Origin of the sequence: Vibrio sp. AIC-3 (assembly GCF_013114515.1) — a bacterium.
GTDB classification, from domain to species: domain Bacteria; phylum Pseudomonadota; class Gammaproteobacteria; order Enterobacterales; family Vibrionaceae; genus Vibrio; species Vibrio crassostreae_C.
The window spans coordinates 66,274-91,948 of record NZ_VTXG01000018.1 but is presented as its reverse complement, the minus strand read 5'-3'; the positions used below and the strand labels follow the sequence as shown (position 1 = coordinate 91,948).

The 25,675-nt window shown below is 43.8% G+C and carries 23 protein-coding genes and 1 pseudogene; 16 read left to right on the top strand and 8 right to left on the bottom strand.

Annotation, left to right across the window (positions count from 1 at the left end; all coding sequences use genetic code 11):
* Positions 1–113: 113 nt before the first annotated feature.
* Both ylqF and F0229_RS13855 read left to right on the top strand, forming a co-directional pair.
* Positions 114–1,049: a ribosome biogenesis GTPase YlqF gene (gene ylqF, locus F0229_RS13860; protein ID WP_029405588.1), complete on the top strand. Its 936-nt coding sequence runs from the start codon at positions 114–116 to the stop codon at positions 1,047–1,049.
* 284 nt (positions 1,050–1,333) lie between these two features.
* Entirely contained in the window at positions 1,334–2,359 is a 1,026-nt protein-coding gene (locus F0229_RS13855) for a GGDEF domain-containing protein (RefSeq protein WP_171733067.1), read from the top strand.
* Positions 2,360–2,516: 157 nt separating this feature from the next.
* Here the strand turns inward: F0229_RS13855 and F0229_RS13850 are convergent, their stop codons facing one another.
* On the bottom strand, positions 2,517–3,062 hold the full coding sequence (locus tag F0229_RS13850; protein WP_055318731.1) for a GNAT family N-acetyltransferase: 546 nt from the start codon (positions 3,060–3,062) through the stop codon (positions 2,517–2,519).
* A gap of 166 nt (positions 3,063–3,228) precedes the next feature.
* Between F0229_RS13850 and F0229_RS13845 the strand changes: the two genes are divergently transcribed.
* Together F0229_RS13845 and F0229_RS13840 are read left to right on the top strand one after the other, a co-directional pair.
* The gene (locus tag F0229_RS13845) at positions 3,229–4,371 is read left to right on the top strand and encodes a fatty acid desaturase (RefSeq protein ID WP_029405586.1); all 1,143 of its coding nucleotides are present in this window, start codon (positions 3,229–3,231) and stop codon (positions 4,369–4,371) included.
* A gap of 239 nt (positions 4,372–4,610) precedes the next feature.
* Positions 4,611–4,901, top strand: a complete 291-nt coding sequence (locus F0229_RS13840; RefSeq protein WP_017062602.1) for a putative quinol monooxygenase — start codon at positions 4,611–4,613, stop codon at positions 4,899–4,901.
* Positions 4,902–5,131: 230 nt separating this feature from the next.
* Here F0229_RS13840 and manA read toward each other — a convergent pair whose 3' ends face one another.
* The 4 genes from manA to mngA form a co-directional block, all read right to left on the bottom strand.
* Entirely contained in the window at positions 5,132–6,319 is a 1,188-nt protein-coding gene (manA, locus tag F0229_RS13835) for a mannose-6-phosphate isomerase, class I (protein ID WP_171733066.1), read from the bottom strand.
* Between the two features lie 2 nt (positions 6,320–6,321).
* Complete coding sequence (locus F0229_RS13830; RefSeq protein ID WP_171733065.1) at positions 6,322–7,488, bottom strand: glycerate kinase; 1,167 nt, start codon at positions 7,486–7,488, stop codon at positions 6,322–6,324.
* A 45-nt stretch (positions 7,489–7,533) separates the two neighbouring features.
* On the bottom strand, positions 7,534–10,173 hold the full coding sequence (gene mngB / locus F0229_RS13825; protein ID WP_171733064.1) for a mannosylglycerate hydrolase: 2,640 nt from the start codon (positions 10,171–10,173) through the stop codon (positions 7,534–7,536).
* 237 nt (positions 10,174–10,410) lie between these two features.
* Entirely contained in the window at positions 10,411–12,345 is a 1,935-nt protein-coding gene (mngA, locus tag F0229_RS13820; protein WP_171733063.1) for a PTS 2-O-a-mannosyl-D-glycerate transporter subunit IIABC, read from the bottom strand.
* Positions 12,346–12,662: 317 nt separating this feature from the next.
* Here mngA and F0229_RS13815 point away from each other — a divergent pair, with 317 nt between their 5' ends.
* The 4 genes and pseudogenes from F0229_RS13815 (at position 12,663) to dcuC (ending at position 15,821) form a co-directional block, all read left to right on the top strand.
* Positions 12,663–13,385, top strand: coding sequence for a GntR family transcriptional regulator (locus tag F0229_RS13815; RefSeq protein ID WP_171733062.1), 723 nt, complete (start codon positions 12,663–12,665; stop codon positions 13,383–13,385).
* A gap of 215 nt (positions 13,386–13,600) precedes the next feature.
* Positions 13,601–13,801, top strand: a complete 201-nt coding sequence (locus tag F0229_RS13810; RefSeq protein ID WP_081325372.1) for a hypothetical protein — start codon at positions 13,601–13,603, stop codon at positions 13,799–13,801.
* 23 nt (positions 13,802–13,824) lie between these two features.
* Positions 13,825–14,028 (top strand): annotated as a pseudogene (locus F0229_RS13805) (hypothetical protein); the annotation flags it as partial.
* Positions 14,029–14,453: 425 nt separating this feature from the next.
* Positions 14,454–15,821: an anaerobic C4-dicarboxylate transporter DcuC gene (dcuC, locus tag F0229_RS13800; RefSeq protein ID WP_016788598.1), complete on the top strand. Its 1,368-nt coding sequence runs from the start codon at positions 14,454–14,456 to the stop codon at positions 15,819–15,821.
* A 190-nt stretch (positions 15,822–16,011) separates the two neighbouring features.
* Here the strand turns inward: dcuC and F0229_RS13795 are convergent, their stop codons facing one another.
* Both F0229_RS13795 and narQ read right to left on the bottom strand, forming a co-directional pair.
* Positions 16,012–16,644 (bottom strand): response regulator, encoded by a 633-nt coding sequence (locus tag F0229_RS13795; RefSeq protein WP_017062609.1) that lies wholly within the window; start codon positions 16,642–16,644, stop codon positions 16,012–16,014.
* Positions 16,631–18,361, bottom strand: a complete 1,731-nt coding sequence (gene narQ, locus F0229_RS13790; protein ID WP_065583907.1) for a nitrate/nitrite two-component system sensor histidine kinase NarQ — start codon at positions 18,359–18,361, stop codon at positions 16,631–16,633. Before narQ ends, F0229_RS13795 begins: the two co-directional genes overlap by 14 nt.
* A gap of 253 nt (positions 18,362–18,614) precedes the next feature.
* Between narQ and napF the strand changes: the two genes are divergently transcribed.
* The 6 genes from napF to F0229_RS13760 all read left to right on the top strand — a co-directional run bounded on the left by napF (position 18,615) and on the right by F0229_RS13760 (position 23,230).
* Positions 18,615–19,094 (top strand): ferredoxin-type protein NapF, encoded by a 480-nt coding sequence (napF, locus tag F0229_RS13785; RefSeq protein WP_017072237.1) that lies wholly within the window; start codon positions 18,615–18,617, stop codon positions 19,092–19,094.
* A gap of 22 nt (positions 19,095–19,116) precedes the next feature.
* The gene (locus F0229_RS13780) at positions 19,117–19,422 is read left to right on the top strand and encodes a chaperone NapD (RefSeq protein WP_017062612.1); all 306 of its coding nucleotides are present in this window, start codon (positions 19,117–19,119) and stop codon (positions 19,420–19,422) included.
* On the top strand, positions 19,419–21,908 hold the full coding sequence (napA, locus tag F0229_RS13775) for a periplasmic nitrate reductase subunit alpha (protein ID WP_104216304.1): 2,490 nt from the start codon (positions 19,419–19,421) through the stop codon (positions 21,906–21,908). The genes F0229_RS13780 and napA overlap by 4 nt, the downstream gene beginning before the upstream one ends.
* 109 nt (positions 21,909–22,017) lie before the next feature.
* Positions 22,018–22,473: a nitrate reductase cytochrome c-type subunit gene (locus F0229_RS13770; protein WP_008219291.1), complete on the top strand. Its 456-nt coding sequence runs from the start codon at positions 22,018–22,020 to the stop codon at positions 22,471–22,473.
* A 29-nt stretch (positions 22,474–22,502) separates the two neighbouring features.
* Positions 22,503–23,081, top strand: coding sequence for a NapC/NirT family cytochrome c (locus F0229_RS13765; RefSeq protein WP_017069144.1), 579 nt, complete (start codon positions 22,503–22,505; stop codon positions 23,079–23,081).
* A gap of 11 nt (positions 23,082–23,092) precedes the next feature.
* Positions 23,093–23,230, top strand: a complete 138-nt coding sequence (locus F0229_RS13760; RefSeq protein ID WP_010430103.1) for a TIGR02808 family protein — start codon at positions 23,093–23,095, stop codon at positions 23,228–23,230.
* Between the two features lie 436 nt (positions 23,231–23,666).
* On the opposite strand, the gene F0229_RS13755 is transcribed toward F0229_RS13760, so the two are convergent.
* A complete protein-coding gene (locus F0229_RS13755) occupies positions 23,667–24,350 on the bottom strand; it encodes an SH3 domain-containing protein (RefSeq protein ID WP_171733061.1) in 684 nt (227 codons plus the stop codon).
* A 96-nt stretch (positions 24,351–24,446) separates the two neighbouring features.
* Between F0229_RS13755 and F0229_RS13750 the strand changes: the two genes are divergently transcribed.
* Complete coding sequence (locus F0229_RS13750; protein ID WP_171733060.1) at positions 24,447–25,022, top strand: hypothetical protein; 576 nt, start codon at positions 24,447–24,449, stop codon at positions 25,020–25,022.
* Positions 25,023–25,291: 269 nt separating this feature from the next.
* Entirely contained in the window at positions 25,292–25,534 is a 243-nt protein-coding gene (locus F0229_RS13745; RefSeq protein WP_017062621.1) for a hypothetical protein, read from the top strand.
* Positions 25,535–25,675: the final 141 nt, after the last annotated feature.

Below are 25,675 nucleotides of genomic sequence, written 5' to 3'. Positions count from 1 at the left end.
CTATACTTCAAGCAAACTCACTGAGCTCATTGAAGGTCGGGATAGATATACCTTTACACGTATCATCCAACCCTTACAATGTGCAGCAAATATATTTATCAAGGTTTATCTCTATGTCTATTCAATGGTTTCCGGGTCACATGCATAAAGCCCGCAAAGAAATCGAAGAAGTTATCCCACAAGTTGATGTGATCATCGAAGTACTGGACGCTCGTATCCCGTTCAGTAGTGAAAACCCAATGATCTCTTCACTGCGCGGCGATAAGCCTTGTGTAAAAGTGCTGAACAAGCGTGACCTTGCAGATCCTGAACTGACTCAACGTTGGATTGAGCACTTCGAGAAGGAGCAAGGCGTTAAAGCGATTGCGATTACGACTAGCGTAAAAGAAGAAGTTAACCACGTTATGGAGCTGGTACGTAAACTGGCACCGCACCGTGAACAGATGGGCAAAAACATTCGTACAATGATCATGGGCATCCCGAACGTGGGTAAATCGACCATCATCAACTGCTTAGCTGGACGTACGATTGCGGTTACTGGTAACCAACCTGCGGTAACTCGTCGCCAACAACGTATCAATCTGCAAAATGGCGTGATCCTTTCAGATACTCCAGGAATCCTTTGGCCTAAAGTAGAAAACCCACACAGTGGCTTCCGCTTGGCTGCAACAGGTGCTGTAAAAGATACAGCAATGGAATACGATGAAGTGGCATTCTACACAGTAGAATACCTAGCAAAGCAGTACCCTAACCTTTTGCAAGAGCGCTACCAAATTGAAGAGCTGCCTGAGTCTGACATCGAATTGATGGAAGCGATTGGCCGTAAGCGTGGTGCACTTCGTGCCGGTGGTCATATCGACATTCACAAATGTTCAGAAATCCTGCTTCACGAATTGCGTAACGGCACTTTAGGTAAGGTAACACTTGAGCTACCTGAAATGATCACACAAGAGCTGATCGAAGTTGAAGAAGCGGCTGCGCTGAAAGCCGAACAACAGATTAAGAAAAAAGAAGAGCGTCGTAAGCGTTACTTGAAGAACAAGCGTTAATCGCTATTAGTTTTTATTAATCTACTTTAGTTTCTGTTTACCACTCTTACACCTGCCTCTAATATATTCACGTTCTATCGATGATAGAGCGTGAATATTGCCTGTTACCGTTTGTTGATCTAGCTAACATACTGACAAATCTATAGAAACGGTCGTTTACAATCCCAAAGACTGTGACATACTACGCAAATTATTGTGTATCAATCTCGGCTAATTTCTCAATGCGCTCTTATTCTGGGTTCAAGAATCAAAGATTTAAAACCTATTTCGATAATGAAATTTATTTGCCGTACATAAATTTCATCTACACCCCTATCTCAATATTCTGTGCTTTTATCGTCACCGACTACATCCACTTTGGTAGCGAGTGCATTACGCCTATCATTTTCCGAGTCATACTTTTTTTATTGATGATGGCCGCCGCCAGATACTGTATTACAAACAAACCCAACGTTTTGGAACTCGTAGAAAGTGCCTTCCTTGTAATTAGCTCACTTTTCTTGGTCTATGTCGGTCGACTAGCCATCGAGCTGAACAACTTCGATTACCAAGGTGGCATCATTTTAGTGATGATCTACATTGGTACGTTTTCAAGATTGTCAGCCAGATACGGTATATCTACGCTGTCGTTTATCTTTTTGGCTTATCTCATCGGCCTTGCGCCACTGCTTTATGAAGCGGAGCCAGAGCATGAAATAGAAACAATTTCCGTTTATATCTCGGCTTACATCCTAATCTCAGCGGCCTGTGTTAGACGTGACCTGGAAGTACACAAACGTTTCGCTCAATCCGAGCAACTCCGCAAACAAGCGATTCAGCTTCGCAAGCAATCTAATATGTTCGAGGCCCTTTCCTATCAAGACGCACTAACGGGCTGCTACAACCGCCTTTATCTTCATCAGGTGATAGAACCGAGCATAGACCGTCAGCGATCCATTACATCGCTCATGATAGATATTGATCATTTCAAATCGATTAACGACACCTACGGCCATCAAATGGGTGACATGGTGATTAAAGAACTGGCCGATGAGATTCAAAAACGACTACCGACTAGCAGTAACTGCTTTCGATACGGGGGTGAAGAATTTTTGGTGATGGTGCAAGGGGAAACAAAGGCTTCAATTGAATCGCTAGTTAACTCCCTTTTAGAGTCCCCTTCTCGCCTTAGGTTAGAGGTAACGATTTCAATCGGTGTAAAACATGCACCTCAGGCCCTTGGTTCTGTCGAGCAACTTATCGACGACGCCGACCAAGCACTCTACATTTCGAAGAAAGGCGGTAGGAATAAGATCACATGGTGTGATTAATCACCCAGTATTTCACGCACCTTAGCGATTAACAAAAAAGACGACTACTCCAATCAAAAAAGCCCCGAACAATTTAATGCTCGGGGCTTTTATCTTTATTCTTCAGCTTTGGTAAGCGTTGCAATTAAGCAAGGAACCAGTATTCAACAAGAATCGTCTAAGAATACACGACGCTTGCTGTTTTCTGTTCAAGTTCAACGGGAGAGTTCCAAGAAATCACTTTTTCGTTCACTTGGCTACCACATGGTGCATTCCAAACTTGCTCTAGCTCTTCTTTGCCTCCAATTGCTTCATAAAACGCGATAGCTTGGCGATTTTCAGACATCACTTCTAGGTAAAGCCCTGAATCCGAATAGTATTGCTGTAACCACTTCGATAGTTCAGACAATAGACGCTTGCCTACACCGCGACCGCGGTAATTATTGTCTACGTGTAACGCATCAATGAACGTACCTCGTTCAAAGTTGTGATTGCCAAACGCGCAGACGAAACCAACCAGTAAACCGCCTTCTTCTAGCAATAAAACATGTTGGTTGAAAGGAGGATTAATCAAACGAGTCTGCCAAATAACAGATCTGTCCTCCAAAACATCATTTTCTAAGTAATCATCAGCAAGGATGCCACGGTAATATAGCTTCCAGCTATCCGCGTGTAATTGGGCAATCCGCTCATAATCTTTATATTCAGCTACCTTAATTTCCATTTATTAGCCCTTAGTACTTCCATTTATGACTTGCTACTACATTTCACACTACCTTTATACAATATTTAAGCAAAACATACTAATACACGTTTACACTTTCAATATTGACTTACACGTGTACGCTGATATTCTAGCGCACAGATGTAAGCCCAATGGAAATTTGCTAATGAATAGTGCCGACAAACAATCTACAAAAAAGCCGCCATTAATCTGGCTCAATATTTTTGTATTCTCTTTTAGTATGCTGCTTGCTGTTGTTGCGGCTCCCGTTTATGGCTACTTTTTTGGCTATGGCATGGAGCACTGGATATGGCTAGCAATCTGCTTTACGTTCTGTAACCTTTCAATCACGACGGGTTATCACCGCTTATGGTCACATAAAGCGTTTGAAGCGCATTCAAGCCTAAGATTCCTGTTTGCATTAGGTGGTGCGTTTGCTCTGCAGAACAGCGCGCTACACTGGTCTTCTGACCACCGGGTACACCACAAACATGTCGATAATAATGACAAAGACCCGTACTCTGCAAAACGCGGCTTTTGGTACTCGCACATTGGTTGGATGATTCGTAATTACAGCACCTCAATGTATGAAAACTATGAAAACTGTCGTGACCTGAAGAAAGACAAGATCGTAATGTGGCAGCACAAGCACTACGTTCTGTTGGCATTACTGATGAATTTCGGAGTCCCTATCGCATTAGGTGTTATTTACGGTGACGTACTTGGCATGTTGTTAATCGTAGGCGCTGTTCGTTTGGTACTTAACCACCACACAACATTCTTCATTAACTCTCTTGCTCACATCTGGGGTAGCCAACCTTTTACCGACAAAAACACGGCCCGCGATAACGGTGTGTTGGCGGTTCTAACTTTTGGCGAAGGCTACCATAACTTCCACCACATTTTTGAGAACGACTACCGTAACGGCATCTACTGGTGGCAATACGATCCTACAAAGTGGTTGATCAAAAGTGCTTCATTGATGGGACTGACAAGTAAGCTTAAGAAGACCCCTCAAGCTCGTATTGAGAAAGCTGAAGCGTCAATGTTACTTAAACGCACCCAGCAAAAAATCATGCATCGTGCCGACAAGCAACAAATCGCAGAGAAGCTTCAACAAGAGTTTGATGCTCTAGTATCAAACATGAACGAATATTACGAAGTTAAAAAACAGCTACTTGAAAGCAAGCGCGAAGACGTTGTGAAGAAGTACGAACACTCTGTTCTTAAGGTTCGTTATCAGCAAATCAAAATGAATTTCGAACAACAGAAGAAAAATTGGGCAATGACGGTTGAGCAATACGCTTAAGCTAAAACAGTACGCTTAACACCCCAGTAACAACACAGTTTGATTCTTATTCAAAAGCCCTCATATTGCTATGAGGGCTTTTTTTAATAAGCATAACCTACTCGGCTCTGGCCCTATGCTCTCGAGTTTGAATTGTGGATGGTAAGAACCATAGTTATTGGATTTCAGAACTCTTTCTTCATTCTGAATTTATAACTATATTACTTAAACTTACCGAGTTTAAAGCGAAGGAATTGAAAATGAGCAAACTGACTATTATTGCAACGATCGTCTCTAAAGAAGACAAAACTGAGCTTGTAAAAGCTGAGATGATTAAATTGATCGATAAAACCCGTGTTGAAGACGGCTGTATTAACTACGATCTGCACCAAGATAACAGTAACCCTGCTCACTTCGTTTTTCATGAGAACTGGGAGTCTGAAGTTCATCTAGAGAAACACTTAGCGAGCCAACACATCGCTGACTACATGGCTGCGACTGAAGGTTGTATTGAAACCTTTGTGCTTAATAAAATGACGCACATTGCCTAACCAGTCACTCAGTACTAATTCAATAAAAAGCCCTGCTCTGATCGCAGGGTTTGTCTTTTCTACAAGCTTATATCTGCTCATTCTAATAATGAAAAAACCCGCCAGAGTAGCGGGTATGGTCAATAATCATGACTGTCAAAGACAGATAGGTAACAACCATCAATCCAATATTGAGTACCACTTTACAGTGGCACTCTGACATTTCTTTTGCTGATCGCTAGCACGGGGCACTAGTTAAAAGCACGAGCCAAAATGCCATTCCCTTGATATTGGTAAACACTTGAATTACTACTTACAAAGACCGATTCTCCGGGCTTAAGAGAAACTGACCGCCCTTCTGAAGTGACGGTCGCCTCTCCTTCCACACAGAACAAGATCTCCGCGCTACGTAGATACTGTGACTTGCTCTCATCAGTCGCAGACAAGATATCAAAGCCAAAGTCATCCACTGGAATCGGATAACTCACCTTGCCCTCTTTCAATACAGGCTTAAGGCGGATATCTTCTGGCTTAATCGGCTCAAAGATTGTGTTGTCGATAAGCTCAGGGACATCGATATATTTGGGAGTGAGACCGGCACGCAGCACATTGTCTGAGTTTGCCATAATCTCTAAACCCGTACCTTGAACATAAGCATGTGGGGTTTCTGCGAACAGGAACATCGCTTCACCGGGCGCCAGCTCAACCGTGTTAAGCATTAATGGCGCAAATAAGCCAATATCACCTGGATAATGCTGTTTGAATTCGATGCTGTATTGAAGAGCTTCACGCCCCATGACCGTTTTGGCTGGTCGCGCATGTGCAGCATAAAGCTCATTAAGCGCAGACGCTTTGCGGTCACCTTCAAGAGACATAATGGCGCTAAAGAACGACTTCAAAGAATCACTGTCGGCATTGGCTTTTAGTACATTAAGCTCAATCGCTAACGAAGGAATATCCGCTTCTTCGAACAAGGCAATAATGTCGTCGATTGGACGAAAGCCATTCATCGCTTTGTAGAAGGTCAACGCATAAACCAACTCAGGTTTATGGTTTGGATCTTTGTAGTTGCGATTAGACGCATTCAAAGGGATACCAAGTGCATTCTCACGCTCAAAACCTAATTCTGATTTTCGCTTGTTCGGGTGAACCTGAATCGATAACGGTGTTTCAGCGGCCAACACCTTAAACAAGAAAGGCAATTCACCGAAACGAGCCGCCGTGTATCCGCCTAAGACATCGATTTTGTTTTCATCAATCATGTGAGAAAGCGATTCACCGGTATCGCCTACCTTTGAACAACCATTTGGATGAGCACCCATCCAAATTTCTGCTTGAGGTTCCTGGTTTGGGTTCACAATACCAAACAATTGGTTAATGGAGTCTTTGCTTCCCCATGCGTAGTTTTGAATAACGTTGTCGAGTTTAAATAGAGACATAATTACTTCTCATTAAAAATCTGGCTACCAAGCTTGAGCGTGGCGGCGATATTACGGGCAGTGCGAGTCAGGTTTTGATTCGCTTCTGATAAAACTTGGTCTAAAGACTGAGGTGAACGTACGGTTCCAAATAAGCTAGACATTGAGCCGTAAAGTTTTTCAACGTCTTGCCCCAAAGAGCCCGCAATTCCAATGGTTGGAATACTCAACTTTTGAGCTCGCTGAGCGATGCCGAAAGGTGTTTTACCTTGCAGGGTTTGGTTGTCCATCTGCCCCTCTCCGGTCACGACCAGTGAAGCACCTTCAAGAACCTTATCTGCATCCAAGGCATCTAATACCATCTCAATACCCGCTTTAATTTGGATATTGAATGCAAGACTTAACCCCAGAGGTGTACCACCAGCAGCACCAAATCCAGCTGTGTCGCGATGATTAGTACCCGTATGTGCTTGAGCGATATCGGCAAAGTGCCCGATCGCAGTATCAAGTTGTTCAACTTGAGCTTTTGATGCGCCTTTTTGCGGACCAAACACAGTACTGGCTCCGCTTTCGCCACATAATGGATTATTCACATCACACGCGACCACGAACGTCACTTCTTTGCATCTAGGGTGCAGTCCTTCAAGATCGATGCTTGCTAACCGGCTTAATTCGGCGCCGCCACCAGATAGCTCGTTGCCTTGCTTGTCTAATAACTTGCCTCCCAACGCTTGTAAGATGCCAGCACCTGCATCATTGGTTGCGCTGCCGCCCAAACCCATAATGATTTGTTCAACACCTTGATCTAGTGCATCTTTGATCAATAGCCCAGTACCAAACGAAGATGCGTTTGACGGTGCTCTTTCTTCTACGGTTAACATGTCTAAACCCGATGCTTGAGCAAATTCCACCAAGGCAGTTTTTACGTTGGCGCCATCAACAGTCTGTTCCAACGAAGCCCAATAAGCCGAACATTCACGCCCGATTGGATCCGTCGTGTGCAGCCGTTGCTTCTTACCATTGAGCGCCTCTAGCAACACATCTACTGTGCCTTCTCCGCCATCAGCGAGTGGCATTTTCACAAACTCTGCATGAGGGAAAACGTCAGCAAACCCACGCTCAATACAAGACGCAACTTGATGAGCGTCGAGTGACTCTTTAAATGAATCGGGGGCAATTACAATTTTCATTGTCGTTCACCATTCCCGCCCACCAAGGTGAGCGGGTGATTGAAATTAGAATTTGATTTGGAATGTTTTCGCTTGGCAAGATGCTAGTTGGCCGAAGGTTTCTGTTGCTAGATCACCTTCGCGTACTCGCTCATCCATACTTGTCTCTTTCCAGCTTGAAACCGCTTGAGTGAAGGAGATTGAATCCGACACTGAGCCTGTTTCTGCCGGGTTGTAAACACGCATGATCAACGCATCTTCGTCTTCCGCTTTCTTGAGTACGCTTAGTACCGCACCTGCTTGTTGTTTCGATAGCAAGCTGAAGCTCATTGGTAGGTTTTGCTCGCCCACATTCAGCTTCATTGCGTTGTAAGGGATCTTGTTGTAGCATTCGACTGGAGTGACATTGTCACGTGCTTGCGCCATGATGTTCGCGTCAATATGGTTACCAGAGAAGCCACACAGTGTGAATTCACACACTAACTTGCCGCGCACTTGTGAATCTGGTGTCGGGATCTTGATGCCTGATGGACGGCCCGGACGAAGCAATAGCTCTTCTTTACCCAACACGCCGATACCACGGAATAGTGTCAGTGCGAAGGTATCTCGGTTTTCGTCACCTTGAGATGCAATCACTTCAAATTCACGTAGACCATTCGACATAATCGCCATGCCCGCTTTGCCGTTTTCTAACGCTGCAAAGTTCATTAACTGGTACACAGGAACTGGTGCTTCTTTCCACTTCTCTTCTTCCCAAACCGCCATTGCTGGGTCATTGGTTGGTCGAGTAATACAACCAAACTGGTTATCTGCAACCACAGTTTCAGAAACGAATGGCGTTGGTACTAAAACACGTACACGGTGGTCGTCGGCTTGGTTGTCTAGCTCCATGCGTACTTCAATGCGGCGAGAACCCTGCTTCAATACCACTTGGCATTGCGCTTCAATGAACCCATTTTGACCCGTGCGTTCTTCACGTTCTGCAAGGTTTGCAGGCACGTTCATTCGGAAAGCGATGTTCGCTACCGATTGGAAGCCTTGGTGATTGATCGAAGTTTCCACTGGGAATTCGTCTGAGTACAGTAACCATTCTTGACGAGATGGAGAGTAATCGTACTCATCGCCGTCATCAGAACCGTCTTCTAAACGAAGGACTTGGTCGAATACTTGCTCTGTCTCTTTGTCGAAAATAGTCAGAGTACCGTTGTCGTTTACATTGATTCGGTAGTATTCGTTCTCTAGCAAGTAGTCTTTTTGTTCTGCAACTTTTACTGCGCCCTTCTCGTTACCTTGGATGTGTAACGTGGTGAAGCCCATCGCTGGCACAGTGCGTTTGATTTGAATATCAAACTCCATGAACGGGTCGTAGTTGCCGTAGTGAACAATTTGACGGTCTACTTTACCTGGGTCAATTTGGCGCTTGTCTTGGATGAAGTACTCAACTGGGTTTTCGTTTTCATCAAAGATAGAGAACTCTTGAGCACGGATAGTGATGGTTGTGTTCACCACTTCTTCACGCTCGTATGGTGAAAGGTTGAACATCACCAGTTTGTCGCAACCTTCGCGATCTGGCATGTGGTCAACAATCTTACGCTTGTAAAAGTGAATCAGGTTGGTCGCCATGTCGTCCGCAAGGATGTAGCGGTTTAGGATCTCAGCGTGAACCTTGTCAGAACAACAGCAACCAATCGAGTCGTGAGCGTGGTTCTTCATGCTCTCTTTCCACATTTTCTCAATCAAACCGTGGTGGTATTCAAAGCCTAATGTCCAAGCGATAGACGCTAGTGGTTCTAAGATGTTTACAATCTTGTTTTCGATTTCCGCGTGGATCAGTTTGATGTCCATACGTGTTGACGAAATCGTGCGGTGAACACGCATGTATTTACCGTCGTTGAATTCGCCTTTGATTGTGTCGAGTTGGTCACGCGCTGCTTCTACTTTCTCGAATACTTCTTCAAAGCGACTCATTGAGAACTCGCGATCTGGGTAGATTTCGCGAAGCTTGTCCATTACTTCAAAGATGTCTTTTTGAATCGGCATTTGGTCGTGGCCGTTCGGTAGCAAGATATCTTTAGTCACCGATGGCTTTTCTAGTACTGGGAAGTACTTATCTAAACGAGCACGCAGCCCTTCTTCGTCTTGTGGAAGGTATTTACCAATCGCGTAACCCAGCGGAAGCACTTGTGCCGTCACTTCACTGCCGTCATTAGACTGCCATAAGAATTCTGTTTTGTTGGTGCCATGACGCTCTGAACAACCACGCCAGAACATTGCACGCGTGATGTCGAAGCCGTTGTAGATCATTGGCAGCTGTGAGCTCATGCTGAATGAATCTGGTAGGTAACCAATCTTCATTGCATCGCCAAACTTCATACAGTCACGAATGCCATACATCATGTTGCGTACAATTGACTCACCAGAAACTTGCATTGTGTCGGTTTGAGAATACCAAGGGCCAATAATTAACTTGCCCGCTTCAACCAATGCTTTTACGCGCTCTGTGTTTTCTGGTTTGATTGCGAAGTAGTCTTCTAAAACGGCGGTTTGACCATCTAGAACGTAGTATTTGTATTCTGGATCGCTCTCCAGACGGTTCATGATTTCTTCCATGTTGTTCACAAGAAGAATACGAGACTCTTCTGTTGTGAAATACCATTCACGATCCCAGTGCATGTGAGGAGTAATGTGTACGCGTGATGTAGTCATAATCATTTACCTAAATGTGTCGCTTCGAGTAAAACTAAAGTTCGAACCCAAATACGACTAAATTAAAGTTTTTCAAGGGGTTAAAATTGGCTGCCACTAAATTTAGGGCGCAGAAAACCACGCCCAGAATCTGTGTGAATAAAACCGTTAGGAGCACAGGCATTTAGGACAGCCAAGTTGTTCGTTATTTTTTATACGGTGTTTTAATTGCGAGCTAGAAGCTAGCTCAAAATTCAGTTAGTTCTGTGTTGCAGTACTTGCTTCAAACTTACCCTTTTTTACAGCGTGACCACGCCACATCAGAAGAGTAACAGTTGAAATCACTGTGCCGACAATCGCAGCACCGAACCAGATTGCAGCAGCAGAGAATGCGCCCAAACCTGAATCGTGTAACAAGAAGATAGAGAAGATACCTGCACCCGGAGTCGATAGACCAATACCTGCCGCGCCAACCATCGCACCTGTAACCACTGATCCTAGTAAGAATGAGCCGATTACACGGATTGGATCTTCAATCGCCATTGGGATTGCACCTTCGGTAATACCCGCAAGGCCAAGTAGCCATGTCGATTTACCGGTTTCAATCTCAAAGTCTTTGAATAGGCGTGGAGCAATCATGGTTGAAGCCGTTACAGTGAACGCCGATACCATTTTTACTGAACCAAAGATTGCGTAAGGGCCATAAACACCGTTCGCCATTGCACCTAAACAGAATGCGTAAGCGGCTTTGTTTACCGGACCACCTAAGTCGAATGATACAAACAGACCAAGAATCGCACCCAATAACAGCGCATTGGTGCCTGACATACCGTTCAACCAATCCGTTAGACCTTGGTTTAAGAACGCAACAGGTTTACCGATAACAAACAGCATCAAGCTACCCGCTACCAAAGTACCAATCACCGGGTAAAGGTAGAAAGTAAGGAAGCCGTTAAATGCAGGGCCTAAGCGAACATGCTCTTTCACCCAGCGCATCACGTAACCCGCAATCAAACCACCAACAACACCGCCTAGGAAACCTGAACCAATGATGTTTGCAGCAATACCCGCAGCAAAACCAGGACCAAGTGCCGGTTTGTCGGCTAATGAGTAAGCAGTGTAAGCTGCCAGTACTGGCACCATTAATGTACCTAATAGGCCGCCACCTAATTTACGATACATCCACAGCCAAGAATCTTTTGTTGCGTAAAGCTCTTGCAGGTCAAAAATTTGCGCAATAAGAACAGCAACCGCAAGAACAGTACCACCAGCAACGATAAGAGGAACTGCGTAAGAAATACCAGAAAGCAGCGCTTGTTTAAGCTCAGTTTTCAGTGGCAGTTTTTTCGGTTTGTCATCAGTAGCCACTGTACGCTCTGCACCGTTACCTTTTTTCGACTCTTCAATCGCTTCATTTAGAATGCGTTCACCGTGTTTAATCGGTTCTGCAACTGGCGTTTCAACACGAGGGATTCCGTTAAAACGATCCACTTCTTTAATCGCGACTTCAGCAGCAAAAACACACGCCACAGCATTGTTTAATTGCTCAGCCGTCAAACGATCTTCAATGCCATTTGCGCCCTGCTTTTCAACATGAACCTTGTAGCCAAGCTTTTTGCCCGCTTTTTCAAGGTATTCTGCAGCCATATAGGTGTGAGCAATGCCTGCAGGGCAAGCAGTAACACATACAATTGTCGGCGCATTTGTATCTAAGTTGTCTTGTTTTTCTTCTTGCTGATTATCGCCATCAAGAAGCGCGAAGATTTCATCAACGGTTGTTGCTTTTAATACTGCTTCACGAACATCGTCATCAACCAATGTGGTTGTCAGTTCGGTCAGCAGGTGCATGTGGGTAGAACCCGCTTCTGCATTTGGAATGGCAATTAGGAAGATAAGATTCACATCTTCGTCTTCATCTAGGCCTTTCCATTTCATGTCTTCTTTCAATGTTGCAACAGCGAAACCAGCTTCTTTAACCGCGTCAGTCTTGCCGTGCGGTACTGCTAGGCCTTCGCCAAGCGCTGTCGGGCCTTGCTCTTCACGAGCAAATACTGCATCAAGATACTCTTGTTTGTTGTGCAGTTTGCCTTGCTGATTCAGTTGGTCAGCAAGTGCGTAAATCGCTTCTTCTCGACTGCTAAACGTAGTTTGCAGATTTACGAGCGACTTATTCGTTAGAGTAGTAAGTTTCATAACCTTTGTCCCATAGTCACGGATTAGTACGACAGTCGTCCCTGTCGACGAGATGAATAATACAACTTTAAGACATTTAATCCGTGATCACGATCTCATCAATACATATTTGTATTTAATTTGTATTTAAACTGTATTGGTAAATCCTTTAAGAAAGCTTGTTATGTATCGTTTAATTTGTATTATATGTACTACAAAACGCCGATACGATGCTCACACTAACCTTTAAAGCAAGGCTTATATAGAGCAAATTTACGTATTTAAGGTACAGGTTGTTAATCAAAGTCTAGTTGTCCTAGCGCACAAATGAGGCAAAAATGGCAAGACTCCCTATGTATCGCCAAATCGCCGATGCAATAAGAGAAAAGATCAGTTCTGGAGAATATAAAGTTGGAGAAGCACTCCCAACAGAAGCGCAATTGCGTGAAGTATTCTCGGTAAGCCGCGTAACGGTTAGGCAAGCACTGAAACTACTCATCGAAAACGATGAGCTTGAAAGCGTTCAAGGCAGCGGAACTTACGTCAAAGAGAACAAGATCAATTACGACATCTACAAACAGTCGAGCTTTCAAGAAAAGTGGGCGCATTTGGATGTCGTTACCCACAGTGAGGTTCTGGCTTTTGAAATGAAGCCGTGTTCTTTGGCGATGTCTGAACATTTAGATATAAAAGAAGGTGAATTGGTTTTCTACGTAAAACGTGTTCGTTTCATCGACAACAACCCAATCACGGTTGAAGAAACTTGGTTACCTGTTGCCCTATTCCCAGATCTCACCTATCAAGTGATGCAGACATCAAAATACGACTTTATTGAGAACACCAAAGGCATGGTGATTGATCGAAGTGAGCAAGAATTGGTGCCGATTCTTCCGCCTGAAGACGTTGCTAAACAGTTAGGTATTAACCCAGCTCAGCCTATCATTGAAAAACGTACTCGCGGTTACCTCGCCAATAACACGGTATTTGAATACAGCCGAAACTACTTCACGTCTAACGATTACCGATTCACTTTGGTCGCCAGACGCCAAAGATCAGGCTGAATCTAGCACCGCATATAGCCAACACAGAGGACGCCTGTTCTCTGTATTGGTGCGCATTCCCTACTCATCACACTGCTTTCAACCACTCCAAATATTCCTAAACCGATATCAAATAACCTCACGAAAGATCATTCACCTTCATTTAAATACTGTTCGCGCGCTTTGACCATAAAATGAACGCCAAATAACAAGAGCAACCGTCGACAGGAATGTAGATGAATACCAAACAACTTGAGGACGCGGTCAATGAAGTGACCTTGTTCAATCAACACCTGCACTTAATCCAATCCGTCCACACCATTCCTACACCAAAAGTGAATTTGGAGTCGATGGCTATGGAGCCTGCGCCGACAATGCCAACGGTTCGATTCGATCACTGTCTACTCATCAGACTAACACTTAGTTCGTCGTGTTAAATCACTTTATATACAAAACCATTATGTCGAAACACACTATCTCACGAACATCGCACCCATTAGCAAATACAATTTCATACACACGATTCCTACCAAAGCTACCTTTAGTTCTAATCGCTTTCTCTATGCCCCTATTCGCAGAAGAAGTTGAAGAAGTGGTACTCGAGGACGAAGTCGTATTAAATGAAGGTTCTGAGTTAAACGAAGAAGCTGAAGAATCGCCTTATTATAACTTGTGTTTTAGCGCTTACTTATGGGAAGTAAGTAGGCGTTAAACATAAGTAATCTTTAAATGTAAGTAAGCTTAAAAGCTAAGATTCTCACCTCTTTACTCCGATAAATACCCACTTCGTTACACGTTTCCTTCCAAAGTACAAAAAATACTCGCGATTTATAAAACAACACCACCATATGCAAATAGAACAACCAAAGGTGATCCAAGTTATATTCTATTGAGATAGATAATTTGTTTATTAACATCTAAACAACAGTAGTTGTTCATGATTTACAACCACAATTAACATTAAAGAAAATGTTTGTCTTAGATCATATCAACCTCAACTATGCCTCGTGCCACAGTGCAGTTTTCTGTACATTCATTGTCATATTCTGAAACACTTTCTTATATTTTTTAAACTTTGTGGAGATTTCTATGTTAGAGCTCTTGATCGGATTAGTGATTACTATCGCTGTTGGTTACTTTATTGTGAAAGGCTATAAAGCGGCAGGTGTATTACTGACAGCTGGCCTTGCCCTACTTCTTATTACTGGCCTTATAGGTCACACAGTCTTACCCGCTAAGGTCGCTTCAACAGGTAACATGGTTACCGACTCACTAGAATTCGTTAAGTACATGCTTCAGTACCGTGGAGGCGGCCTAGGCATGCAAATCATGCTTCTTTGTGGCTTTGCTTCTTACATGACGCATATCGGCGCAAACAATGTGGTAGTAAAACAATTCTCTAAACCGCTTGCTGCTATCAAATCTCCATACGTACTTCTTGTTGCGGCTTACATCGTAGCGTGTCTAATGTCTCTAGCAGTAAGTTCTGCAACAGGCCTTGGCGTGCTATTGATGGCGACCCTATTCCCAATGATGACGGCAATGGGTATTTCTCGTCCAGCAGCGGTGGCGGTTTGTGCATCACCTGCAGCAATCATTCTTTCACCAACGTCGGGTGATGTGGTTATCGCAGCAGAAAAATCAGGTATGTCTCTTGATGTGTTTGCTGTTCAAACGGTACTGCCTGTTTCTATCTGTGCGATCATCGTGATGGCGGGTGCGGCTTTCTTCTGGAACAAATACCTAGATAAGAAAGAAAACACGCCAATGGAAAAAGTAGACGTTTCAGAAATTGAAACGAATGCGCCGGCTTTTTATGCTGCTCTTCCATTCTTACCTATTTTTGGAGTATTTCTATTCAACGGTCGTACCATTCCGGGCCTTTCACTTGATATCTACACCATCGTAGTAGGTTCAATTTTCGTGGGCGCTGTTATCGATTACGTTGTGAAGAAGTTTGACGGCGAAAAAACACTAGAAGACCTAGATTCTTGCTACCAAGGTATGGCCGAAGCATTTAAAGGCGTAGTAATGCTGTTGGTTGCGGCGGGTGTATTTGCTCAGGGCCTAATGTCTATCGGTGCAATTGATAACCTAATCGGTCTTGCCGAATCTGCAGGCGCAGGCGGCATCGCATTGATGCTTATCCTCACAGGTCTAACGGTTGCTGCGGCAATTGCGACAGGTTCAGGTAATGCACCTTTCTATGCATTCGTAGAACTGGCTCCATCATTAGCGGCGAAAATGGGCTTGAACCCAGCGTTCCTAATCATCCCAATGCTTCAAGCATCGAACCTAGGTCGTACAATTTCCCCAGTATCTGGCGTAATCGTAGCGACTTCTGGTATGGGTAAAATCAGCCCATTTGAAGTCGTAAAACGTACGTCTGTACCGGTAATCTGTGGTCTTATCACGGTTATCTTCGGTACGCTTGTATTGGTTCCAATGGCGGCTTAAGCCTTAAGTTTCTAATCTCAAAGAACGAGAACAAACGAACACCAATACTGATATAAAATGCGTAAACAAAAAGGCGCTGAACTTAATAAGTTCAGCGCCTTTTTTAATGCCACTTTCTCACATCGTCAAAACTATCGAGACATGTATAAACAGTCAGGCTTGAAATAGTGTTATCTCAAAGGACCAAGCCCTACTTCATTTCACCATAGCGTTCTAGATACAGAACCGTGGCAGCGGTACGGGAAGGCACTTGCAGCTTTTTCAGTAGACTCTTCATATGTACCTTAACTGTCGATTCAGAAATGAACAGGTGATCAGCGATCTGCTTATTGCGGTAACCTTTCGCGACTTCTTGAAGGATCTGCATTTCGCGTTCAGTCAGTTGTTCGAAGATATCATTGCGACTTCCAGCATCATTTAGGTAACGAGCAACCACACTGCTGTAAGCCTTGTCACCGCTGTGTGCTTGCTTAAGCAGTTCAATTAACTCATCGGGTTCAGTGTCTTTCAACAAGTAGCCATCAGCGCCTGCTTTTACAATCGCTTCAATGTCTGCAGGGCTATCAGAAACCGTTAGAATAACAATGTTTGCGCTAGAACCGTCAGTGCGAAGTGCTTTCAAGGTATCTAAACCAGACATGCCCTTCATATTGAGATCCAAAAGGATCAAATCAGGTTCTTCTTCATGAGCAAGAGCAACCGCTTCAGTGCCGTTACTTGCTTCTGCAATCACTTCGAATTCGTCTTCAAAGCTCAGTAATTGGCTTATACCTCTGCGCATCAATGGATGATCATCAACCAGCATTACTTTACAAATCGTCAACTTTAACTTCCTTCAAACTTTTATATTTCAATATGACTGTACAGCCTTCACCTTGCGCCGCTTCAATCGTCAAGTCGCCATTCAGTCTTGCCGCACGCTCCTGCATAATGCTCATCCCGTAGTGGTTCACCTTGGAACTACTTGAGTCAAAGCCATCTCCATTATCTTTTATCACGACTAATACTTCACCGTCCTCATCGATACAGCATACATCTATCAAGTCGGCATTGGCGTGTTTTATTGCATTTATTGTTGCTTCACGAATCAATTGAAGCAAGTGAACCTGACTATGCGCATCAAGCTCGATCGATGAGAGATTATTAGTGAGGTTAATCTTCGCATCGGTTCTCTCGCTGAGCGCCTCAAGCATGGTACTTAAGGCGTCTCCAAAGTTGCCCTCTTTAATGGTCAACCTAAATGTGGTGAGTAGCTCTCTTAACTGGGTATAAGCGTCGGCTAAGCCGTTTCCGATCTCAGACGCGATTTGTTCAGATTGCTCTCGGTGCTGTTGCTCTGGCAGTTTGCCAATCACACGCTTTAATAGTGTAACTTGAATTTTCAAGTACGACAGTGATTGAGCCAATGAATCGTGGAGTTCACGTGCAATCGTGGCACGCTCTTCCATGATAATAAGCTGTTCAGCTTTCTTTTGAGCACGATTGTAGTAGATCGCTCTCGATAGCAGTTGAATGAAGCTTTCGATCAGAGCTTTAGTTGAGTGCCCGTGGTGATATGAACAGTATAAATAGCCGAGAATAAGTTCGTTATCGTCGAGTTTCATCTCAAACTTTTCGTAGTCTAAATTCGAATCGTAACCTTCATCCATAATCAATGAACGGCCTGAGTTATCGACAATCTCGAGCCTCAGTGATCCAATCCCTTCCAAGCTCACGAGATGCTGCAAGATAGCTCGGAAGTTTTCAGGAGCAATACGCGTCACCGTGAGCTCTTGTGACGAGTTATAAAGTGCCTGCAGCGACTGGTTCGCATTTTGCAGCTCAATCGTCTTTGCATCCACCACATCTTCAAGGTTTCGATAAAGCACGCCCAAATCTTTGGCCATCGAGTTAAATGTCTTAGTCAGAATGCCCAGTTCATTGTTGTTAGTGACATTTAATTCCACCTCAAAGTCACTGTTTTTGATCCGCTGACTGGCTCCAACGAGCGCGTGGAGTGGCTTAACAACTTGTTTACGTACAAAGTGAACAACAAAAAGAGATATGACCAGAATCCCACCAAGGCCGATACCACCAGCCCACGCTAACTTTATTAACTTGTCTTCAGAGAACTCTTGCAGCTTATAAACGAAGCCATCGATTTCAGCCACGAAGTTTTCAACCAACACCAGGTAGTGATCGCGCTCTTCGCTATTCAAGACCTGTTTTAGCTCATGCCAACGGCCGATAATTAAATAGTAATCTTCTGTGATGTCTGTCGGAACATTCCAACTGACCAAATTAGTCATGGATGGCGAGTAAAGAGAACTTTCGAATTCACGAATATGAGATTCGTAATCGACGGATTCTATTTGAATATCATGGGCTAAACGGTAGCTTTGCATTCGCATTGAACCGGCCACGTTAACCGCTTCCGCATCATTCAAACTTGAAGCCAAAGTAAAGATGGCAAAGCCAGTCGTAGCAACCGACAACAGCAGTATAGAGAGCAAAGATTTTGCTATCGTACTTGTTACAGATGAAACCGGTTTTATAAGCAAAAGTGCCTTCCTATTGATAAATGACTTGCCAGCGATATCGTATTGTCACACATCAAAAATCATAGCTCCATTCAATATGTGATCACTCGCTCCGTAATTTATTGATCTAAGACAATATATGCCCCCAATTAGCCCTTAGGGGGTATTTATACAATTGTTTCTAAAACTACACTACTTGTGAGGACCCATTACAAGATATTAATAGAATAATGACCTACAATTACAACATCTTAGTAACATCTATAGGTATCTAGTGGTAGATCTATCAAAACGCCGTCTTTTTTCAAGACGAAAAGTTGACTCAAGCCAGATTCGTTTGCCTTGGATTGACAGCCTAGAAAGCTTTACAGATGACTGTACTCGCTGCGGTAAATGCATCGAGAGTTGTGAGACTAAGATAATCATTGTAGGCGATGGTGGTTTTCCCACTGTAGATTTCTCTATTGATGAGTGTACGTTCTGCTATCAATGTGCAGATGTTTGTCCCGAACCCATTTTTAAGCCAAAGCAAGGAGAGCCTTGGCAAGCAAAAGCACAAATCTCTGATAAGTGTTTAGCGCAACAAAATGTTGAATGCCGAAGCTGTGGTGACATGTGTGAACCTATGGCCATTCAATTTGAACTTAGAGCAGGCAGTGTTGCTCTACCAAAAATCGAGTTAGATGAGTGTAGCGGTTGTGGGGCCTGCGTAGCAGTTTGTCCGACTTCAGCTATTCTTGTGAGTAATGCATAAATAAAAATAACGAGAGCAATTTATGGCACTAAATGAAGTGCATATATCAAGTTTAGTCGTGCATGTGAGCCCTGAGCATCTAAATGAGATCAAAGCGGAGATCGATCAATTCGATAACGCTGAAATCTACGGAGATAGCCCTGAAGGCAAAATCATCGTGGTCCTAGAAACTGAAAACCAAGGTTTTGTAACGGACACCATCGAAGCAATAAACAACATTAAGAACGTTTTGGGGACAGCTTTGGTTTATCACCAAATCGAAACTGGACTCGACGAAACGGATTTAGAAACTGGAAGTAACAATTCTCAACTTGAGGGTGAAGTATGAAAATGACAAGACGTGCGTTTGTGAAAGCAAACGCAGCTGCATCAGCGGCAGCCGTTGCAGGTGTAACTCTACCGGCAACAGCAACCAACCTGATTGCTAGCTCTGATCAAACAAAAATCACGTGGGATAAAGCGCCTTGTCGTTTTTGTGGTACGGGCTGTTCAGTACTAGTAGGTACTCAAAACGGTAAAGTGGTTGCGACTCAAGGCGATCCAGAAGCTCCTGTAAACAAAGGCCTTAACTGTATCAAAGGCTACTTCCTTTCAAAAATCATGTACGGCAAAGACCGTCTAGAACAACCTCTTCTTCGTATGAAAGATGGTGAGTTCCATAAAGATGGTGATTTCGCACCCGTATCTTGGGACAAAGCGTTCGACGTGATGGCTGAGAAATGGAAAGCTTCACTGAAGAAGAACGGTCCAACAGGTGTTGGTATGTTCGGTTCAGGCCAATGGACAGTAATGGAAGGCTACGCAGCCGTTAAGATGATGAAAGCGGGTTTCCGTTCAAACAACATAGATCCAAACGCTCGTCACTGTATGGCTTCTGCTGTAGTAGGCTTCATGCGCACTTTCGGTATTGATGAGCCAATGGGTTGTTACGATGACTTTGAACACGCAGACGCATTCGTACTGTGGGGTTCAAACATGGCAGAAATGCACCCAGTACTATGGACTCGTATTACAGACCGTCGTCTAAGCCACCCACACGTTAAAGTAAACGTACTGTCTACTTACTACCACCGTTCTTTCGAGCTTGCAGACACGGGTTACATCTTCGAACCTCAATCAGATCTAGCAATTGCTAACTTCATTGCTAACTACATCATTCAAAACGATGCCGTTAACTGGGACTTCGTGAACAAGCACACGAACTTCAAGCAAGCAACGACAGACATCGGTTACGGTCTGCGTGACGATGATCCACTACAGAAAGCAGCCGCAAACCCTAACTCCGGCGAAATGACTGCTATCTCTTTCGAAGACTACAAAGCGTCTGTTGCTGAATACACAGTTGAGAAAGCGTCTGAAATGTCAGGTGTATCTCAAGAAGACCTAATCAAGCTGGCTAAGCAATATGCCGATCCAAACATCAAAGTAATGTCACTTTGGACTATGGGTATGAACCAACATACTCGTGGCGTATGGATGAACAGCCTTGTGTACAACATCCACCTTCTTACAGGTAAGATTTCTACTCCAGGTAACAGCCCATTCTCACTAACTGGCCAACCGTCAGCGTGTGGTACAGCGCGTGAAGTTGGTACATTCGCTCACCGTTTACCTGCCGATATGGTGGTTGCTAACCCTAAACACCGTAAAATTGCAGAAGATATCTGGAAACTTCCAGAAGGCACCATTCCACCGGTACCCGGCGCTCACGCTGTTCTTCAAGACCGTATGTTGAAAGACGGTAAAATCAACGCTTACTGGGTAATGTGTAACAACAACATGCAAGCGGGTCCAAACATCAACACTGAACGTCTGCCAGGTTACCGTAACCCAGATAACTTCATTGTATGTTCTGACCCGTACCCAACGGCAACAGCTCAAGCGGCTGACCTCATCCTTCCAACAGCAATGTGGATTGAGAAAGAAGGCGCTTACGGTAACGCAGAGCGTCGTACACAAGCATGGTACCAACAAGTGAAAACTGTAGGTGAAGCTAAGTCTGACCTATGGCAAATCATGGAATTCTCTAAGCGCTTCACTATTGAAGAAGTTTGGGGTGAAGAACTGGTTGCGAAAATGCCTGAGTACCGTGGCAAAACCATGTACGACGTGCTTTACAAAAACGGCAACGTTGATGCATTCCCACTGTCTGAAGCTCAAGAGCTTAACGACGATGCACAAGCTCAAGGTTTCTACGTTCAAAAAGGTCTATTCGAAGAATACGCAGCCTTTGGTCGCGGCCACGGTCACGATTTAGCACCATACGATCGCTACCACCAAGTTCGTGGTCTACGTTGGCCTGTTGTTGACGGTAAAGAGACACTATGGCGCTATAAAGAAGGTTCAGATCCATATGCTAAGAAAGGTTCTGATTGGGACTTCTACGGCAAACCAGATGGTAAAGCACTGATCATCAATGCACCATACGAAGCGCCACCTGAAGTACCAAACGATGAATACGATATGTGGCTATGTACCGGTCGTGTTCTTGAGCACTGGCACACAGGTACTATGACTCGTCGTGTACCAGAACTTTACAAAGCAGTACCGGATGCACTTTGCTACATGCACCCTGCTGACGCTAAAGCTCGTGGCCTACGTCGTGGTGATGAAGTTCTTATCGAAAACAAACGTGGTGAAGTTCGTGTGCGTGTTGAAACTCGCGGCCGTAACCGTCCACCACAGGGCTTGGTATTCGTACCATTCTTTGATGCAAGAATTCTGATCAACAAGTTGATCTTGGATGCAACGGATCCTCTGTCTAAACAGACGGATTACAAGAAGTGTCCAGTTAAGATCACTAAAGTTGCTTAAGCCCTAGGCTTAGAGAAACGATCTTAAGTATTTAATATTGCGACTACTTTTTCATCCTTTTGAAGAAGTAGTCCTCTCAAAGAATTAGCCTTTAGGCGGAGAAATTAACATGAAAAAACTGATTACTGCCCTACTATCAGCCGGTCTTTTGCTAGCTGGCGTAGCTCAAGCTGAGCTGGATAACCCTGGCGGCATTGGTGGCGTAGAGTCTTTACGTGGTGTAAGTGAGCTTGAAGCAACACGAGCAGCTGACGACTTCAAAAAGTACCCTCGCGACCAAGTGCTTGAGAGCGATTACGTATACCAGCCACCATTGGTACCTCACAATATCCGTAGCTACGAAGTCTCTCTGAACGCAAACAAATGTCTGTCTTGCCACAGCTGGAAAAATGCGAAAGAGATGGGTGCGACAAAAATTAGTGTTACTCACTACATGAACCGTGAAGATGCAGTACTTGCTGACGTTTCACCTCGTCGTTACTTCTGTCTACAGTGTCACGTTCCTCAAGCTAATGCGAAACCATTAGTAGAGAACGAGTTCAAACCTGTTGACTCACTACGCTAATCTTAGCCGTATTGTAGAGAGGCTATTATATGAAATTATTAAAAGCGTTTTGGAAAAGACTTGCGACACCAAGCAAAGCAGCCGTAGGCGTTGTTTTGTTCTTGGGTTTCTCGGGTGGTCTTTTGTTCTGGGGTGCATTCAACACGGGTATGGAGGCAACCAACACGGAAGAATTCTGTTCTGGCTGTCACGCACCTATCGTTGCTGAAATCCAAGAGACAATTCACTACTCTAACCGTTCTGGTGTTCGTGCAATCTGTTCAGACTGTCACGTACCGCATGAGTGGACTGATAAAATCGTTCGTAAAGTTCAAGCATCAAAAGAGCTATACGCTCACTTTATTGCTAAGACAATTGATACGCCTGAGAAATTCAAAGAGCGTCGTCATCACTTAGCTGAGCGCGAATGGGCTCGATTGAAGAAGAACGATTCACTTGAGTGTCGTAACTGTCACCAGTTCGATTACATGGACTTCTCAGAGCAGAGCCCCCGTAGTGCGAAACAACACTCGACTGCACTAGCTTCTGGTGAAAAAACGTGTGTAGACTGTCACAAAGGTATTGCACACAAACTACCAGACATGCACGGCGTTGAAGGCTGGCAATAAGGAGCGATTGAATGAGTACTTTAGAAAGCGTAATTTGGCACATCCTAGGTTACAGCGCTATGCCAGTTATCATTCTTGGTGGCTTTGCAGGTGTTGCAGCCGTATCTCTTTGGATTTTATCTATGGGTAAAGACAAAGAAATCGATTAACAATCGAGATTCCATCAACTTCTACCAGATAATTCTGATATGAGTTGATACGAAAAAGCCACTGATTTCAGTGGCTTTTTTATTGTCTGGTGCTTCGTATTTCGACTGTTAAGGTATTCCTACTGTTAAGTAAGAGGCAAAACGTTAAGCTTGGTTTTCCGAAGCTTCTGGATCGACGTTCTCTTTATCGACATCTTCCTTATCAAAAATCGGCAGCACCTGCTTTACGGAATCCCGACAACAATACTCTCATACCATAAAAACTGTAGACCCATTGTTTAAACGGAATAGCCAGATACTGCTTATATCGGATTAAATATAATGAGGTGCCAATAAAGAAGCCCACTCTGCGATAAAGTAAGATTTCAAAAATTTTACTTATGAACGGTAACCCTAAAGAATATTAATACGTCCAACACTTAAAATGGGGCGATTTTTACTTCGTAAATATTTCGTTTGTATTTACATCTAAATAAATTTTATTTTCAAGAGACAGTCCGCCGCAATAAATAAAATAGACATCTCGATTGCTGTACTTAACAGATTTCACCCATCCGCCTAATTCTTCAAAATCACTTGGGGCACACTCCCCCTCAGAGATCAGTTTAGCCACCGAATTACGGAATTTTTCTTGATGGAGCTTGAGGTCATCAGACTTAACCAAATAGGAATCCAATATCTCTTTGCTTTCTTTTTCCGAAATAATGACTTCATCATTCGATAAGCCTGACATAGAGACCCATTCCGCCGTCTGTGGGCCGCCTTCTTTAAGGACTATATAGTCTGAGATACGTGCCCATTCGCCTTGTTTCTCGAGTACCTCCACCTTTTCTCCTTTATAGAGGTAATCTGTTATCAAGCCATCAATTTCAGGTTGCTCGACCACTTCTAGCTTTCTCTCCAAAACGTAAAATTCCGTCTGCTCGGGTTCAGGCTGAAGATCCATGGTAGGTACAAGGTCAGATTCAGATTGCTCGGTAGCTTCTAACGCCGGCTCTTCCGTTTTCTCTTGTGGGATTGGGTCTTTATTCATGACTAAGAAGTAGTATGCCGCTCCTCCCCCTCCGCCCAATATCAACAACACAAGTAAAGCGATCAGCGCTTTTTTCATCAAATCCACCAGCTCTTCCGTTATAGGTATGTCTCAAGTGTACATCAACTCATGCTGCTGCTCATCTATACTCTCAATAGAGCGCACGGTAAGTAGAGGAAAGTCATGAGTTTTTGGGGGAAAGTTATCATTGTAAGCGTAACTTTGAGTGCCAATGTCGCTCTAGCGAATCATTGTGACCGTGAAAACTGGCAAACACTGTTGGATCGTCAGCTCTCTTTTGAAGGTCGCTATAATCAGTACACCAAAGAGTTCAACCAAGTTCTTTCAACCTATGAGTCACAGACATTGTTATCTAAACACTTTAATGAAAAGCAGATCATTGAGCTTTGGGCAAAGTACGAAGAAAGGTTTAATGTGCAGCTCAATAGTCATATGAATACCGCGTATGACGTCTCCGAGGTTTTGCTACAACAGGCGTATGTTGTGTCTAGTGAACTTGAAGGCGCTGACTCTCTAGCGTATTCATGGCAAGCCGTCGCCAAACACTGCACCAAAGCAAGACTCCCGCGCCAGGCAGAAAGCGCAAAGGTGCACGTACAAAGCTCACAATCACTCTCCCGAGATCTCCATACACTCAGTGAAAAATTCCGTCAGCTGTCTTCAAAATACCGCAGAGAAGCGACGATGATTGATGAAGCGCGCCACATAAACCGACCAGCAAACGATGCATCAAACTGAAATCACCATTAGATTCTCTCACTCGTTCGACTGGACTTTTCCGATAAATATGCTCAATCCCATTCATAATATTCTAAGAACTCGTTAATCAAAGCTTTATCAATAGGTTGTAAAAGTAATGTGCTATCTATCAACAATGAAGTTCGATTTCCGACCAATGCAAGCGAGTATGTGAGATATTCATCACAAAATAGATTTACAAACGCCAGAAAATTGTTATCATGAATCTTCATATAACTTAATAACAAGAAACATTTTGGCTAGGTAATATGCAAAAGACTATGGCTTTCAACTGCTTGAGTAACACGGAATGGACTGCAGAGATAAGAGGTAAACTTTTATCTGTAGCTAAACACATGGAAGAGTTCGGTTCAGTAAGTGAGCTAGAGCTATGTAAGATATTTGGAGAGACAATTTGGAATGACGGCGTGGATTATCATTCACATGCTTTTTCATTCAGAATTAATGCACAAACTGGGGATTGTTCAATCTCTAACTTTAAGTATCACTAAGTTTTGCACCTATCATATACGGAGTACCTTTCACGAGGTGCTCCGTTTTTTATTGCCTGAAGCCTGACACTTAATGGATGATTTTTGATATTGACCGCGCTTCTACTTCAGGAGTAAACCATTTCGTTTTCAGCTCATTCT

What these genes read in the sequence shown, in the direction of transcription:
- ylqF (WP_029405588.1), top strand. Translation starts at nt 114, where the DNA reads ATGTCTATTCAATGGTTTCCGGGTCACATGCATAAAGCCCGCAAAGAA.
- F0229_RS13850 (WP_055318731.1), bottom strand. Translation starts at nt 3,062, where the DNA reads ATGGAAATTAAGGTAGCTGAATATAAAGATTATGAGCGGATTGCCCAA.
- F0229_RS13845 (WP_029405586.1), top strand. Translation starts at nt 3,229, where the DNA reads ATGAATAGTGCCGACAAACAATCTACAAAAAAGCCGCCATTAATCTGG.
- F0229_RS13840 (WP_017062602.1), top strand. Translation starts at nt 4,611, where the DNA reads ATGAGCAAACTGACTATTATTGCAACGATCGTCTCTAAAGAAGACAAA.
- manA (WP_171733066.1), bottom strand. Translation starts at nt 6,319, where the DNA reads ATGTCTCTATTTAAACTCGACAACGTTATTCAAAACTACGCATGGGGA.
- F0229_RS13830 (WP_171733065.1), bottom strand. Translation starts at nt 7,488, where the DNA reads ATGAAAATTGTAATTGCCCCCGATTCATTTAAAGAGTCACTCGACGCT.
- mngB (WP_171733064.1), bottom strand. Translation starts at nt 10,173, where the DNA reads ATGACTACATCACGCGTACACATTACTCCTCACATGCACTGGGATCGT.
- mngA (WP_171733063.1), bottom strand. Translation starts at nt 12,345, where the DNA reads ATGAAACTTACTACTCTAACGAATAAGTCGCTCGTAAATCTGCAAACT.
- F0229_RS13815 (WP_171733062.1), top strand. Translation starts at nt 12,663, where the DNA reads ATGGCAAGACTCCCTATGTATCGCCAAATCGCCGATGCAATAAGAGAA.
- F0229_RS13810 (WP_081325372.1), top strand. Translation starts at nt 13,601, where the DNA reads ATGAATACCAAACAACTTGAGGACGCGGTCAATGAAGTGACCTTGTTC.
- dcuC (WP_016788598.1), top strand. Translation starts at nt 14,454, where the DNA reads ATGTTAGAGCTCTTGATCGGATTAGTGATTACTATCGCTGTTGGTTAC.
- F0229_RS13780 (WP_017062612.1), top strand. Translation starts at nt 19,117, where the DNA reads ATGGCACTAAATGAAGTGCATATATCAAGTTTAGTCGTGCATGTGAGC.
- napA (WP_104216304.1), top strand. Translation starts at nt 19,419, where the DNA reads ATGAAAATGACAAGACGTGCGTTTGTGAAAGCAAACGCAGCTGCATCA.
- F0229_RS13770 (WP_008219291.1), top strand. Translation starts at nt 22,018, where the DNA reads ATGAAAAAACTGATTACTGCCCTACTATCAGCCGGTCTTTTGCTAGCT.
- F0229_RS13765 (WP_017069144.1), top strand. Translation starts at nt 22,503, where the DNA reads ATGAAATTATTAAAAGCGTTTTGGAAAAGACTTGCGACACCAAGCAAA.
- F0229_RS13760 (WP_010430103.1), top strand. Translation starts at nt 23,093, where the DNA reads ATGAGTACTTTAGAAAGCGTAATTTGGCACATCCTAGGTTACAGCGCT.
- F0229_RS13750 (WP_171733060.1), top strand. Translation starts at nt 24,447, where the DNA reads ATGAGTTTTTGGGGGAAAGTTATCATTGTAAGCGTAACTTTGAGTGCC.
- F0229_RS13745 (WP_017062621.1), top strand. Translation starts at nt 25,292, where the DNA reads ATGCAAAAGACTATGGCTTTCAACTGCTTGAGTAACACGGAATGGACT.